The organism is Streptomyces parvus, from assembly GCF_032121415.1.
GTDB classification, from domain to species: domain Bacteria; phylum Actinomycetota; class Actinomycetes; order Streptomycetales; family Streptomycetaceae; genus Streptomyces; species Streptomyces globisporus_A.
Genome location: NZ_CP135079.1, coordinates 2,061,498 through 2,075,315, shown reverse-complemented (window position 1 = coordinate 2,075,315; position 13,818 = coordinate 2,061,498). Strand labels below are relative to the sequence as shown.

Genomic DNA, 13,818 nt, shown 5'->3' with positions numbered 1-13,818 from the left:
TGAGAACACATGGCACACAAGAAGGGCGCATCGTCCACTCGGAACGGGCGCGATTCCAATGCTCAGCGGCTCGGCGTGAAGCGCTTCGGCGGTCAGGCCGTCAACGCCGGTGAGATCCTGGTCCGCCAGCGCGGCACCCACTTCCACCCCGGTGCGGGCGTCGGCCGTGGCGGCGACGACACGCTGTTCGCGCTGACCGCCGGTGCGGTGGAGTTCGGCACGCACCGCGGCCGCAAGGTCGTGAACATCGTTCCGCTCGCCGTCTGAGTCCTCTCGACGCGCGCAGAACGACACACAGCACCTTCCGAGGGCGGATCTCAGCTTTCCCGGCGAACGGGGAAGCGGGTCCGCCCTCGGCGTGTTACGACAGAGACAATTCCGCATTTTCCGCTGTACCTGGAGGCACCCACCATGACCACCTTCGTGGACCGCGTCGAGCTGCATGCCGCCGCGGGTAACGGAGGCCACGGCTGCGCCTCCGTACACCGTGAGAAGTTCAAGCCGCTGGGCGGCCCCGACGGGGGCAACGGCGGCCGCGGCGGCGACGTGATCCTCGTCGTCGAGCAGTCCGTGACCACGCTGCTCGACTACCACCACCACCCCCACCGCAAGGCCACCAACGGCCAGCCCGGCGCCGGCGACAACCGCTCCGGCAAGGACGGCCAGGACCTGGTCCTGCCCGTCCCCGACGGCACCGTCGTCCTCGACAAGGCCGGGAACGTCCTCGCCGACCTCATCGGCCAGGGCACCACCTTCGTGGCCGGTCAGGGCGGTCGCGGCGGCCTCGGCAACGCCGCGCTCGCCTCGGCCCGCCGCAAGGCCCCCGGCTTCGCGCTGCTCGGCGAGCCGGGCGAGAGCCGGGACATCGTCCTGGAGCTCAAGACCGTCGCCGACGTGGCCCTCGTCGGCTACCCGAGCGCGGGCAAGTCCTCGCTGATCTCGGTGCTCTCCGCGGCCAAGCCGAAGATCGCGGACTACCCGTTCACCACCCTCGTGCCGAACCTCGGCGTCGTCACTGCCGGTTCGACCGTCTACACCATCGCCGACGTCCCGGGCCTCATCCCCGGCGCCAGCCAGGGCAAGGGCCTCGGCCTGGAGTTCCTGCGGCACGTCGAGCGCTGCTCGGTGCTCGTGCACGTCCTGGACACCGCCGCCCCGGAGTCCGACCGCGACCCCGTCTCCGACCTCGACACCATCGAGGAGGAGCTGCGCCAGTACGGCGGCCTGGAGGACCGGCCCCGCATCGTCGCCCTCAACAAGGTCGACATCCCCGACGGCCAGGACCTCGCCGACATGATCCGCCCCGACCTGGAGGCCCGCGGCTACCGCGTCTTCGAGGTCTCCGCCATCGCCCACAAGGGCCTCAACGAGCTGAGTTACGCGCTCGCCGGGATCATCGCCGAGGCGCGCGCCACCAAGCCGAAGGAGGAGGCGACCCGCATCGTCATCCGCCCCAAGGCCGTCGACGACGCGGGATTCACGGTCACCGCCGAGGACGAGGACCTCTACCGGGTGCGCGGCGAGAAGCCCGAGCGCTGGGTGCGCCAGACCGACTTCAACAACGACGAGGCCGTCGGCTACCTCGCCGACCGGCTCAACCGCCTCGGCGTCGAGGACGAACTGGTCAAGGCGGGCGCCCGGGCCGGCGACGGCGTCGCGATCGGACCCGAGGACAACGCGGTCGTCTTCGACTGGGAGCCGACCATGCAGTCCGGCGCGGAGATGCTCGGCCGCCGCGGCGAGGACCACCGCATGGAGGCCCCGCGCCCCGCGGCGCAGCGCCGCAAGGACCGCGAGGCCGAACGCGACGACGCTCAGAAGGAATACGACGAGTTCGATCCCTTCTAGCCGGGTCCGCCCCTTTCTCCGGGGCGTCGCTCACCGGTCACGGCCGACGGCCCGTCTCTCCGGAGGCGGGCCGTCCGGTAGCCTCGGGGCCGGGCGCAGGCGGTTTCCGCCGGTCACGCCGGGTGAACGTGCTGCAGATGTGCGGATTGAGCAACACAACTGTGGGGTCGGTCACCCCTGGTGTCACTTCGGCAGCGCCCAACTCCCTGGCCAGAGGGTGAACTGCGGGTATCCGCGCGGCGAGCGACGGACGACGTCCACCTTGCGAGACGGTCACGGAGAGTGCGACCATCACACTGTTCCCCCGTCATAGCAAGGTAGGTCGTCTGTGTCTGTGCCGCATGAAGCCAAGCCCCGGACCACAGCGGTCGTGCTCGCCGGTGGGACCGGTCAGCGCGTGGGCCTCTCGATCCCCAAGCAGCTGCTGAAGATCGCCGGCAAGGCCGTCATCGAGCACACGCTGACCATCTTCGAGAACGCCGAGGGCATCGACGACGTCATCGTGCTGATGGCGCCCGGTTTCGTCCCCGACGTCGAGAAGATCGTCGCGAAGGCCGGACTGAGCAAGGTCACCCGGATCATCGAGGGCGGCAACACCCGCAACGAGACCACCGAGCGCGCCATCGCCGTCCTCGGCGAGGGCCTCGCAGAGGGCGAGGACCGCAACGTCCTCTTCCATGACGCGGTCCGCCCCCTGCTGTCGCAGCGTGTGATCACGGACTGTGTCGACGCCCTGGAGCGCTACCAGGCCGTCGACGTCGCCATCCCGTCCGCGGACACGATCATCGTGACGCGTACGCATGGTGAGGACGGCGAGTTCATCACCGACGTGCCCGACCGCTCCCGGCTGCGCCGCGGCCAGACGCCGCAGGCCTTCAAGCTCTCCACGATCCGCAAGGCGTACGAAGTCGCGGCGGGAGACCCCAACTTCCAGGCCACCGACGACTGTTCGGTGGTCCTCAAGTACCTCCCCGACGTGCCGATCTACGTGGTCGCGGGCGACGAGTACAACATGAAGGTGACCCAGCCGGTCGACGTCTTCATCACCGACAAGCTCTTCCAGCTGGCCTCCACCGCCGCCCCGCGCCAGGCCGACGAGGCCGCCTACCGCGAGCTGCTCACCGGCAAGACCCTTGTCGTCTTCGGCGGTTCGTACGGCATCGGCGCCGACATCGCCTCCCTCGCCGAGAGCTACGGCGCCAAGGTCTACGCGCTGGGCCGCTCCACCACGGGAACGCACGTGGAGAACCCGGAGCACGTGGACGACGCGCTCTCCAAGGCGTACGGCGAGACCGGTCGGATCGACTACGTCATCAACACCGCGGGCGTACTGAGGATCGGCAAGCTGGCCGAGACCGACAACACGACGATCCAGGAAGCGCTGAACGTCAACTACCTGGCCCCCGTGCAGATCGCCCGCGCCTCGTACAAGTACCTGGCGGAGACCCAGGGCCAGCTGCTGCTCTACACCTCCAGCAGCTACACCCGGGGCCGCGCCGAGTACAGCCTCTACTCCTCCACCAAGGCCGCGATGGTCAACCTCACCCAGGCGCTCGCCGACGAGTGGGCGGGCGAGGGCATCCGGGTCAACTGCGTGAACCCGGAGCGCACCGCGACCCCGATGCGGACCAAGGCGTTCGGCCAGGAGCCCGAGGGCTCGCTGCTCTCCTCGGAGGCCGTCGCGCGCACCTCGCTGGACGTCCTGCTCTCCGAGCTGACCGGCCATGTCATCGACGTACGGCAGCAGGACCCGACGGCGGGCGCCGCCGAGTCCTCGGGCTTCGAGCAGGCCCTGGCCTCCGTGCTGGACCGTCAAGCAGATGTGTAATAATTCTTGACAAATGTGCTTTTCCGGGCCTCTGTTCGTCGCTTTGCGCGATGGCAGAGGCCCGAATGCGTGAAGCCGCACCTTCACATTTCCGTCAATAGGTGAATCAACCAGCACCCCCTGGAGCAGGTTCTTCGTGATCTCGACAGCCATTCGCCTGGCCCGTGTGGGCAGCAGGTCGGAACTGGCGGCAGCGTTGTTGATGGGGCTGGGATATCCCTGCGTCATGCTTGCCGCGCTCATTCCCCACATCTGGTTCTTCGCGGCGGCCGCCGCTGTCACGTATGCCGCCGACTGGTATCTGCACCAGCGGGGGAGCTATCTGATCAACCGCCTGGGCAAGGTGCGGGCCGGGCTCTCGATCCGCTTCCTGCTCCGGCAGCTGATGGTCATCCTGCTGCTGGCCCGCCTGGATCTCGCAGAGTCGCCGCTGTTCTACGCGGCGGTGGCCTGCTTCCTGCTCTTCTACGGCCTCCAGGCGCCGCACGGAGCCATGGCGACCCTGATCCGGCTCCGCCGCACCATGCCGGTCGTCACCCGCAACGTGGACCTGCACGCGGTCCGCATCCCCGACGCCCCGCCCGGCGCGCTGATGCGGCGCTCCGCGGAGAAGATGCTGCACCTCGACATTCCTGCCGTGGTGGGCGTGCTGATCGCCGCCGGGACCGGGGAGAACGTCATCGGCTATGCGGGCATAGGCCTGACGCTGCTGCTGGCCCTGCTCTACCTCGCGCTGCTCGTCCCGTACGTGCGCCGCGGCCGGCTGGCTCCTCCTGCTGCCGCCGTGCTCAAGGCCGTGGACGGCTGGCTGCGCGAGTACCAGCCGACCGTGGTGCTCTACTTCTCCGGCTCCAACGAGTCCGCCTACCAGGGCAACATGTGGCTGGAGACCATGAGCCGGGTCGAGGGCCGTCCGCTGATCATCATGCGGGAGCGCGGTCTCGTCCCGCAGCTCGCCGAGACCTCGGTCCCGGTGATCTGCGTGCCGGCGGGCACCCACCTGATGAACCTGGACCTCTCCACGGTCCGGGTCTGCCTCTACCCCGCGAACGTGGGCAAGAACATCCACATCCTGCGCGTCCCGACCATGAAGCACGTCTTCATCGGCCACGGCGACAGCGACAAGCTCGCCAGCGTGAACCCCTTCTCCAAGGTGTACGACGAGGTGTGGACGGCGGGCCGGGCCGGCCGCGACCGGTACGCGCTGGCCGATGTGGGGATCCGCGACGAGGACATCGTCGAGGTCGGGCGCCCGCAGCTGGAGCCCATCAAGAACTGGACGGGTACGGTCAAGAACCCCATCCCGACCGTGCTGTACGCGCCCACCTGGGAGGGCTGGGACGACAACCCGGGCAACACCTCCCTCCTGCTGGCGGGCGAGAACATCGTGCGCCGGCTGCTGAACGCCGCCGACCCGGTCCGGATCATCTACAAGCCGCACCCTTTCACCGGCATCCGCAGTGCCAAGGCCAAGGCCGTCAACGCCCGGATCCAGGCGATGCTGGACAAGGCCGCCGCCGAACGCGCGGCGGAGCCCCGCTGGGCGAAGGAAGCCTCATCGGCCGCCGCCGGGCAGAGCGCCGCCAAGGCCGAGCTCGCCCGGATCGAGGCGCGGCTCGCGCAGCTCACGGCCACCGGCCGCGTGGGCGGCGACGACGCGGAGGAGTCGCGGCTCTCGCTCGCCGACCCGGTCCGCGAGGCGGAGACCGCACGGCTGAGGGCCGAGTGGAACGACGCCTACTGGCGCTCCTTCGGCTGGTGGGAGCACCGTACGGTGACCGGCGCGCAGCCCAAGCTGTACGACTGCTTCAACGAGTCCGACGCCATGGTTTCGGACATCTCCAGTGTGGTCTCCGACTTCATCGCGAGTGGCAAGCCGTATGCGGTCACCGACTCGGCCGCGCTCGGAGCCGAGGAGTTCAAGCGGCAGAACACCGCGGTGCGCGCCGCGGTCATCCTGTCAAACGGCGCCGAGGAGCTCGACGCGCTGCTGGCCGCGGTGGCCGACCCGGCGGCGGACACGCTGGCGGATGCCCGCCGTGAGCTGAAGACCTACCTCCTGGGTCCGGACGAGCCGACCTCCATGGAGCAGTTCAACGCCGCGGTACGGGCGCTGGCGGCCAAGGCCGAGGCCCGTAACGCGGCCGTCGCCCAGCGGATCGGTGAGCAGGCCATAGCGGTGCCGGACGCGGAGGCCGTCTCCAGCGGCGTCGGGACCGGCGACCCGCAGGCGGCCGTTGAGGCCGACGCCACGGCGGATCCGGACGCTCCGGAGACCGACGCGGCGGAGAGCGAGGCGAAGGCCGCTCTCCGCGGGGGGGCCTCGTCCGTGCGCTGAGCGCGTGCGGTCGCACAGCCGCGCGCCGTACGTCTGATCGAACTGGCTGAGAAGCAGGCAACCCCGATCGCGACCCGTACGTCTCTCCTGAGGGAGGGATGTACGGGTCGTTCGGCATGTTCATGCACAAAAAGTGCATAGTCGGGCAATCTGCCTTCTTTCGTGATCAAATCGACAGGTGTACATGGCCGACATGCCCAGGAAGAACCACGAGCCCGATGTCAGTGTGATCATCGGGGCGTATGACGCGATGCCCTACCTGGTCCGGTGCCTGGAGTCCGTCGAGGCGCAGACCATCGGCGCGGACCGCATGGAGATCATCGCCGTCGACGACGGCTCCACCGACGGCACGGGCGCCTGCCTGGAGGAGTTCGCCGCCCGGACCGCGATCCCCATGAGAGTCGTCCGGCAGCCGAATTCCGGCGGCCCCAGCGGCCCGCGCAACCGGGGCCTCGACCTCGCCCGCGGCCGGTACGTCTTCTTCCTCGACGCGGACGACTACTTCGGCGAGGAAGCCCTGGAGCGCATGGTCGCCATGGGGGACCGGGCGGGCACGGACGTGGTGCTCGGGAAGATCGTCGGCGTCAACCGCGGTGCCGCGAAGTCCATGTGGAAAGAGACCGTCGAGCGCGCCGACCTGTATTCCTCCAACGTCAAATTCACCCTGAGCGCGCAGAAGCTGTTCCGGCGCGACCTCCTCGTACGCCTGGGGATGGCCTTCGACGAGCAGCTCAAGACGGGCGAGGACGCCCTGTTCACGATGGAGGCGTATCTGCGCGGCAACGGGATCTCCGTCGTCGCCGACTACACCTGCTATTACCTGGTGGGCCGCGAGGACCGCAACCAGATGACCAAGAAGGGCGGCTTCGAGCGCCGCTTCGACTCGGCCCGCGCCCTCATGGGGCTCATCGCCGAGTACGTGCCCCCGGGCCCCCGGCGCGACGCCTTGATGGTGCGCCCCTTCGTCATCACCCTGCTGCCGCAGTTCGGCCCCGGACTGGTGAAGCAGAAGGCCCGGGTCCGCGAGCGGAAGATGGCGCTGGCGGCCCCCCTGATGGAGGCGTACTGGACGCCGGGGCTCGGCCGCAACCTCAAGGTGAACGAACGGCTGCGGCTGATGTGCCTCGCCGCGGGCCGGCTCGACCTGCTCATGGACATCGCCGCCTTCCTGCGCGACAAGAAGGAGCCCGAGATCGTCCGCCGGGGAGACCCGCCCCGTCCGCACCTCGCCTACCCGCACTTCGGCGAGAGTTCCGTGCTCCCCGACAGCGCTTACGAGGTGACCGTCACGGAATGGGTCGGCGGACGGCGGATCGAGGCGCCGCAGCGGGGGCCCCGCCCGTCCTTCGCCCGTCGCGTGGTCCGCAAGGCCCGCCGGACCGTGCTCGGCGCCCTGCGCGGCCCCCGCACCCACCGCGTCTGACCGTGTGTTCGAGGGCTCGGGGGAGCCCTCGAACAGGGCTCGGAGGAGCTCTCGCCGGGGCGTGCGGTCAACCCTCGAACATGCCTTCCCGCCCTGGGCGCCGCCCGGGGCGAGTTCGTCCTGTGAGAGGTGTCACGTCATACTGTGGGGCAACCATGAGACGGTTGAACACGTCTCATTAACGCCCCGTCTTCCTGGGGTTCATCATCTGCACGTCCCCCCGGAAAGGCCTTCCCGCCGTGGCGTCCCTCGAAGCGATCCCCGACGAGCTCAGTCGGCTCATGAAGTACTTCCCGGAGACTCCGGTCGAGGAGCGCCCCGAATTCCACCGGGCGGCCAAGGATTTCCTGGCCCGTGCCGCCCCGAAGGTCGTCCGGCAGTTCTCCCCGATGGCCCGGGTCAAGTGGCACCTGGCGGCCAGCGGGCGCGGCGACGAACTGGTCGACCTGCTGCACTACGAGCGCGAGAACCCGGGCGCCTTCTCCGTCCGCGGCCTGCGGCGCGCCCGTATCGAGCTGCCCGGCGTCGAGAGCTCCTCGCTCCCCTCCTCCGTGCGCAACTTCAACCGCAGTGAGCTCCCCGTACGCGGCAAGCTCCTCGGCCTGGCCTGGGAGGACGGCAAGCTCCAGATCAAGGGCTACGCCTACATCCCCAACGTCCCCTCGGCCACCGGCAAGCGCTCGCTGCGCGTCGCCGTGCTCCGCCGCCAGGGCAGCCGCTCCACCCTCCCGCTGCGGCTGCGCACGGTCCTGGAGCCCCGCGCCACCGCCGAGGCCAAGGGCGCCCTGCACAACTACGACTGGTCCGGCTTCGAGATCGCCGTCGACCCGTCCCGCCTCCGGGTACGCGGCCAGTGGCAGCCCGGCACCTGGCGCCTGGGCATCGGCATCCCGCGCCCCGGCGGCATGTCCGTCGGCAGCATCACCAAGAACAACGCGGGCGCGGCCGGACACAGCCTGACCCGGACCCTCGACGACGGCGTCCGCCTCGTCGCCGGCTTCGACCGCAACCGGCTGAGGCTCTCCGTCGACGTCGTCCCCGCCGAGATCATCGCGCAGGACGCCGACGGCGACGCCCTCACCGTCACCCTGCGCTCCCGCGTCACCACCCCCGCGGGCAAGTACCCCACCGCCCTGCGCATCGACCACGAGCCCAGCGGCTTCGCCACCGACCTCCCGCTCCAGCAGGGCGAGACCGGCGCCGACGGCTGGCTCCGCCACACCGCCCGGCTGCCCCTGGCCGATCTGCCCGTCGACGGCGTACGGCCCGGCAAGGCCGTCAAGTACCGCACGCTCATCGTCTTCGCCGACGGCACCACCCGCCGCGCCACCAACGGCACCGGCCCCGTCACCGGCGTGCACCCGCTGCCCGAGGGCCGGGAGCTGGCGATCCTCACCGACGGCGCCGGCAACTTCACCCCGCAGCTCCGCACCGTCCAGCCGGTCGTCGACGGCGTCGAGTGGACCGCCGACGGGGAACTGGTCCTCTCCGGCGTCTACACCGGCCCCGCCGAGCAGATGAAGATGGTCCTGCGCCACACCGGCCGCAACGAGGACCGCCCGCTGCCCGTCGAGTTCGCCGACGGACGCTTCACCGCCCGGCTGCGCCCGGACACCATGCCCACCTACGAGGGCACCGTCCCGCTGCGCGCCGGCCGCTGGATGCCGCGGCTGCGCCGCACCACCGAGTGGGACCACACCCGCGACCTGCCCGTCACCGTCCGCCCCGACCTCGTCGGCACGCTCCCCCTGGCCCACCGGGGCGAGCACCGCACGTACACCGTCGAGCGGGTCGACTTCGACCGGATCTTCGTGGAGTCCGGCCCGGTCCTCGGCCCCGAGCTGCGCGGCGCCTACCGCCAGCGTCTGATGCGCGACGTCTACACGCCCGAGCAGCGCAAGCTGCCCCTGCGCGAGGCCGTGCTCTACAACAGCTTCGGCGGCAAGCAGTTCTCCGACTCGCCCCGCGCCGTCTACGAGGAGCTCAAGCGCCGCGGCACCGAGGTCGAGCACATCGCGATGGTCCACGACCAGCAGGTCGTGCTGCCGCCCGGCGTCCGGGGCGTCGAGTGGGGCAGCAAGGAGTGGTACGAGGCCCTGGCCCGCAGCCGGTACGTCGTCACCAACGGCGGCATCCGCGAGTGGTTCGTCCGCCGCGAGGGCCAGGTCGTCGTCCAGACCTGGCACGGCACCCCGCTCAAGCGCATCGGCGCCGACCTCCTCGGCACCCCCAAGGCGAACCTGGCCTACATCGCGAGCCTCCCGCAACGCTCGCGCCAGTACAGCCTGTTCATCACGCCGAACGCCTTCACCACCCCGATCATGACCAACTCCTTCCGCCTCCAGTGCGAGGTCCTGGAGGCGGGCTACCCGCGCAACGACGTCTTCCACGCCCCCGACCGCGTCAAGCGCGCCGCGGCCGTACGGGAGAAGCTCGGCATCCCCGCGGGCAAGAAGGTCGTCCTGTACGCGCCCACCTGGCGCGACGACCAGCGCTACGGCGGACGCCGCTTCAAGCTCGACAACAAGATCGACGTCGAGGCCGCCCAGCGCGAGCTCGGCGAGGACCACGTGCTGCTCTACCGCAAGCACCACAAGGTCCTCGACTCCATCCCCGGCGCCGGACAGGGCTTCGTCTACGACGTCACGTACTACCCGGACATCGCCGACCTCTACCTGATCGCCGACGTGATGATCACGGACTACTCCTCGGTGCTCTTCGACTTCGCGCACTCCGGGCGTCCGATGCTCTTCTTCACGTACGACCTGGAGCACTACCGCGACACCCTGCGCGGCTTCTACTTCGACTTCACCTCCCGCGCCCCCGGACCGCTGATCAAGACCTCCGAGGACCTGGTCGCCGCGATCCGGAACATCGACGCGGTCAGCGAGGAGTACAAGGAGAAGTACGCCCAGTTCCGGGTCGACTTCTGCGAGCCCTCCGACGGCCGTGCCGCCGCCCGGGTCGTCGACCGGATGCTCGCCATCAAGGAGGAGCAGCAGAGCTGAGCCCACCGGCCGCTCCCGCCGCCCGCCCGCGCCCCGCCCACCGGACGTCCCCCTGCCGGACGTCCACCGAGCGGAACGGGCAGGCGGCGGGGGCGGCCGCTCGCGTACTGTGACGTGCCGGGGGCGGCACCGGCCGACAGGCTGCGACGCCCTCGTCGGAACACCGGGGCGATCCAGAGCGGGGAAGCACGTGGCAGAGCAGAGGCCGTCGCACCGGGAGCCGGCGGTGACCGGCGCCCGCCGTGTCGTCGTCAAGGTCGGCTCCTCCTCGCTCACCACCGCCTCCGGCGGCCTCGACGCCGACCGGGTCGACGCCCTCGTCGACGTCCTGGCCAAGGTCAGGGACGGCGGCGAACGCGAGGTCGTCCTCGTCTCCAGCGGAGCCATCGCCGCCGGACTCGCCCCGCTCGGCCTCGTCCGACGGCCCAAGGACCTCGCCCGCCAGCAGGCCGCCGCCAGCGTCGGACAGGGCCTCCTCGTGGCCCGCTACACCGCCTCGTTCGCCCGCTACGGCGTCCGCGTCGGCCAGGTCCTCCTCACCGCCGACGACACCAGCCGCCGCGGCCACTACCGCAACGCCTACAGCACCCTGGACAAGCTCCTGGAGATGGGCGCCGTCCCCGTCGTCAACGAGAACGACACCGTCGCCACCGACGAGATCCGCTTCGGAGACAACGACCGGCTCGCCGCCCTCGTCGCGCACCTCGTCCACGCCGACCTCCTCGTCCTGCTCTCCGACGTGGACGGCCTCTACGACGGACCGCCCGGCACCCCCGGCGCGTCCCGGATCGCCGAGGTCACCGGCCCCGAGGACCTGGCCGGCGTCACCATCGGCAGCGCCGGGAAGGCGGGCGTGGGCACCGGCGGCATGGTCACCAAGGTCGAGGCCGCCAACATCGCCACCGCCGCCGGCGTCCCCGTCGTCCTCACCTCCGCCAGCCGGGCCGCCGACGCCCTCGCGGGCCGCGACACCGGCACGTACTTCCACCGCACCGGCCGCCGCTCCGCCGACCGGCTCCTGTGGCTGGCCCACGCCTCCACCCCGCAGGGCGCGCTCACCCTCGACGACGGCGCCGTACGGGCCGTCGTGGAACGGCGCACCTCGCTGCTGCCCGCCGGAATCTCCGGCGTCGAGGGCGAGTTCAGCGCCGGCGACCCGGTCGAACTGCGCGATCCGCACGGCGCCCCGATCGCCCGCGGACTCGTCAACTTCGACGCCAAGGAGATCCCCCAGCTGCTCGGCCGCTCCACCCGGGACCTGGCCCGTGAACTGGGACCCGCCTACGAGCGCGAGGTCGTACACAGGGACGATCTGGTCATTCTCACGCCGCGCCTCACCCCCTGAAACGGCGGAAAGTCCGGCTCTTCGGCGGGGACCTTCACCAAAACCACCCCACGCCCGGCTGTGGACTGGTCCACTTTGTAGTGGGGAAACAGGGGATCCGCACAGCAACACACCACAGGAGGCCGCCGGTGAGACGAGCGCGCCCGGGGGCGCCGCCCCGAGGCACGGCCAACCGCGCCCTGACGAGTGTCGGAGCGGGGGCGGATTTCGACCGGAATCCCCTCCCGTCGGACACCGCCGAACGAGAGCCGGTCACGACGGCGAAGGAGGAGTCCCCGCAGTCGAGACTCTGGCACATCACCCTCAGCGTGTCGGGCGCCGAGACTCCGCTGGGGGAGGTCAGACGCGGCCTGGAACAGCTCGCGCACGACCACCCCTTCCTGCTGACCAGCCGCTACGCGGGCGACCACGCGGAGATCCGCTACTGGGAAGAGGCCCGCGACCTGCACGACGCCGCCGCCGTCGCGCTGCGGCTGTGGGGCGAGCACCGCTCCAGCGCCCGGCTTCCGCCCTGGGAGATCGTCGGCCTCGAAGTCATCGACCGCGAGACCTACCACCTGCGGGTCGCCGAGGGCTACGGGCCGCCGCCCGCCTCCCCGGTGGGCGTCCACCCCTACTGACGTCCGCGCCGCTGCTCCCCAGGGGGCGTCCGACCCGCGGTCGGCCGTCTCGCATCACGGGATACGTGACGGATGCCCGCAGAGCGCGCATTACTCTGCGGGCATGACCACGCTCTCGCCCTACGACAACCTCTCCCCGGTCACGCAGGCCGCCTACCGGGCCCGCGCCGCCGCCTCCGACATCGCGCCCCTCCCGCGCGCGGCCAAGGACGACGCGCTGCTGGCCATCGCCGACGCCCTGGAAGTGCGGACCGCCGAGATCGTCGAGGCCAACGCGCAGGACGTCGAGCGCGCCCGCGAGGCCGGGACGAGCGAAGGCATCATCGACCGCCTGACCCTCACCCCGGACCGCATCCGTGCCATCGCCGCCGACGTACGGGACGTCGCGGCCCTCCCCGACCCGGTCGGCGAAGTGGTGCGCGGCTCGACCCTCCCCAACGGCATCGACCTCCGCCAGGTCAGGGTCCCCCTGGGCGTGGTCGGCATCATCTACGAGGCCCGGCCCAACGTCACCGTCGACGCCGCCGCCCTCTGCCTGAAGTCCGGCAACGCGGTCCTGCTGCGCGGCTCCTCCTCCGCCTACGCCTCCAACACCGCGCTCGTCCGGGTCCTGCGCGACGCGGTCGGCGGCTCCGGCCTCCCCGCCGACGCGGTGCAGCTCGTCCCGGGCGAGAGCCGTGACTCCGTGACGGAACTGATGAGGGCCCGCGGCCTCGTCGACGTCCTCATCCCGCGCGGCGGCGCCTCGCTGATCCGCACGGTCGTCGAGGAGTCCATTGTCCCCGTCATCGAGACCGGCACCGGCAACTGCCACGTGTACGTCGACGCGCGGACGGACCTGGCCATGGCCGTGGACATCCTGATCAATTCCAAGGCCCAGCGCCCCAGCGTCTGCAACGCGGCCGAGACCCTGCTCGTCCACAAGGACGTGGCGGACGACTTCCTGCCGCTCGCCCTGAACGCGCTGGCCGAGGCCGGAGTCACCGTCCACGGCGACGAACACGTCCTCGCCCGTGCCGAGGGCTCGAAGGCCACCGTGGTCCCGGCGACGACGGAGGACTGGGAGACCGAATACCTCTCCTACGACATCGCCGCGGCGGTCGTCGACTCCCTGGACGCGGCGGTCGCCCACATCCGGCTCTGGTCCTCCGGCCACACCGAGGCGATCGTCACCACCTCGCAGGCCGCCGCCCGCCGGTTCACCCAACTGGTCGATTCGACCACGGTCGCCGTCAACGCCTCCACCCGGTTCACGGACGGCGGGCAGTTCGGCTTCGGCGCCGAGATCGGCATCTCCACCCAGAAGCTGCACGCCCGGGGCCCGATGGGCCTGCCCGAGCTGACCTCGACGAAGTACATCGTCACGGGCGACGGCCACACCCGCTAGCACCCGTCTCTCCTGCACACC

The 13,818-nt window shown here is 70.7% G+C and carries 9 protein-coding genes; all 9 read left to right on the top strand.

Annotated elements, in window-relative coordinates; translation table 11 throughout:
* The first annotated feature begins 9 nt into the window (after window positions 1-9).
* Entirely contained in the window at window positions 10-267 is a 258-nt protein-coding gene (gene rpmA, locus RNL97_RS10295) for a 50S ribosomal protein L27 (protein WP_006124388.1), read from the top strand.
* A 144-nt stretch (window positions 268-411) separates the two neighbouring features.
* The gene (gene obgE / locus RNL97_RS10290; protein ID WP_313750607.1) at window positions 412-1,848 is read left to right on the top strand and encodes a GTPase ObgE; all 1,437 of its coding nucleotides are present in this window, start codon (window positions 412-414) and stop codon (window positions 1,846-1,848) included.
* A 328-nt stretch (window positions 1,849-2,176) separates the two neighbouring features.
* A complete protein-coding gene (locus RNL97_RS10285; RefSeq protein WP_030577334.1) occupies window positions 2,177-3,676 on the top strand; it encodes a bifunctional cytidylyltransferase/SDR family oxidoreductase in 1,500 nt (499 codons plus the stop codon).
* A 226-nt stretch (window positions 3,677-3,902) separates the two neighbouring features.
* Window positions 3,903-6,014, top strand: coding sequence for a CDP-glycerol glycerophosphotransferase family protein (locus tag RNL97_RS10280; protein ID WP_243314027.1), 2,112 nt, complete (start codon window positions 3,903-3,905; stop codon window positions 6,012-6,014).
* Window positions 6,015-6,198: 184 nt separating this feature from the next.
* On the top strand, window positions 6,199-7,437 hold the full coding sequence (locus RNL97_RS10275; protein WP_030577339.1) for a glycosyltransferase family 2 protein: 1,239 nt from the start codon (window positions 6,199-6,201) through the stop codon (window positions 7,435-7,437).
* Between the two features lie 239 nt (window positions 7,438-7,676).
* A complete protein-coding gene (locus RNL97_RS10270; protein WP_243314026.1) occupies window positions 7,677-10,445 on the top strand; it encodes a CDP-glycerol glycerophosphotransferase family protein in 2,769 nt (922 codons plus the stop codon).
* A gap of 190 nt (window positions 10,446-10,635) precedes the next feature.
* Window positions 10,636-11,790 carry a glutamate 5-kinase gene (proB, locus tag RNL97_RS10265; protein ID WP_234313338.1) on the top strand — a complete coding sequence of 385 codons (1,155 nt, stop codon included), beginning with the start codon at window positions 10,636-10,638 and terminating at the stop codon, window positions 11,788-11,790.
* A gap of 128 nt (window positions 11,791-11,918) precedes the next feature.
* A complete protein-coding gene (locus tag RNL97_RS10260; protein ID WP_030577349.1) occupies window positions 11,919-12,410 on the top strand; it encodes a hypothetical protein in 492 nt (163 codons plus the stop codon).
* 103 nt (window positions 12,411-12,513) lie between these two features.
* Entirely contained in the window at window positions 12,514-13,797 is a 1,284-nt protein-coding gene (locus RNL97_RS10255; protein ID WP_030577351.1) for a glutamate-5-semialdehyde dehydrogenase, read from the top strand.
* Window positions 13,798-13,818 lie beyond the last annotated feature (21 nt).

What these genes read in the sequence shown, in the direction of transcription:
- rpmA (WP_006124388.1), top strand. Translation starts at nt 10, where the DNA reads ATGGCACACAAGAAGGGCGCATCGTCCACTCGGAACGGGCGCGATTCC.
- obgE (WP_313750607.1), top strand. Translation starts at nt 412, where the DNA reads ATGACCACCTTCGTGGACCGCGTCGAGCTGCATGCCGCCGCGGGTAAC.
- RNL97_RS10280 (WP_243314027.1), top strand. Translation starts at nt 3,903, where the DNA reads ATGCTTGCCGCGCTCATTCCCCACATCTGGTTCTTCGCGGCGGCCGCC.
- RNL97_RS10275 (WP_030577339.1), top strand. Translation starts at nt 6,199, where the DNA reads ATGGCCGACATGCCCAGGAAGAACCACGAGCCCGATGTCAGTGTGATC.
- RNL97_RS10255 (WP_030577351.1), top strand. Translation starts at nt 12,514, where the DNA reads ATGACCACGCTCTCGCCCTACGACAACCTCTCCCCGGTCACGCAGGCC.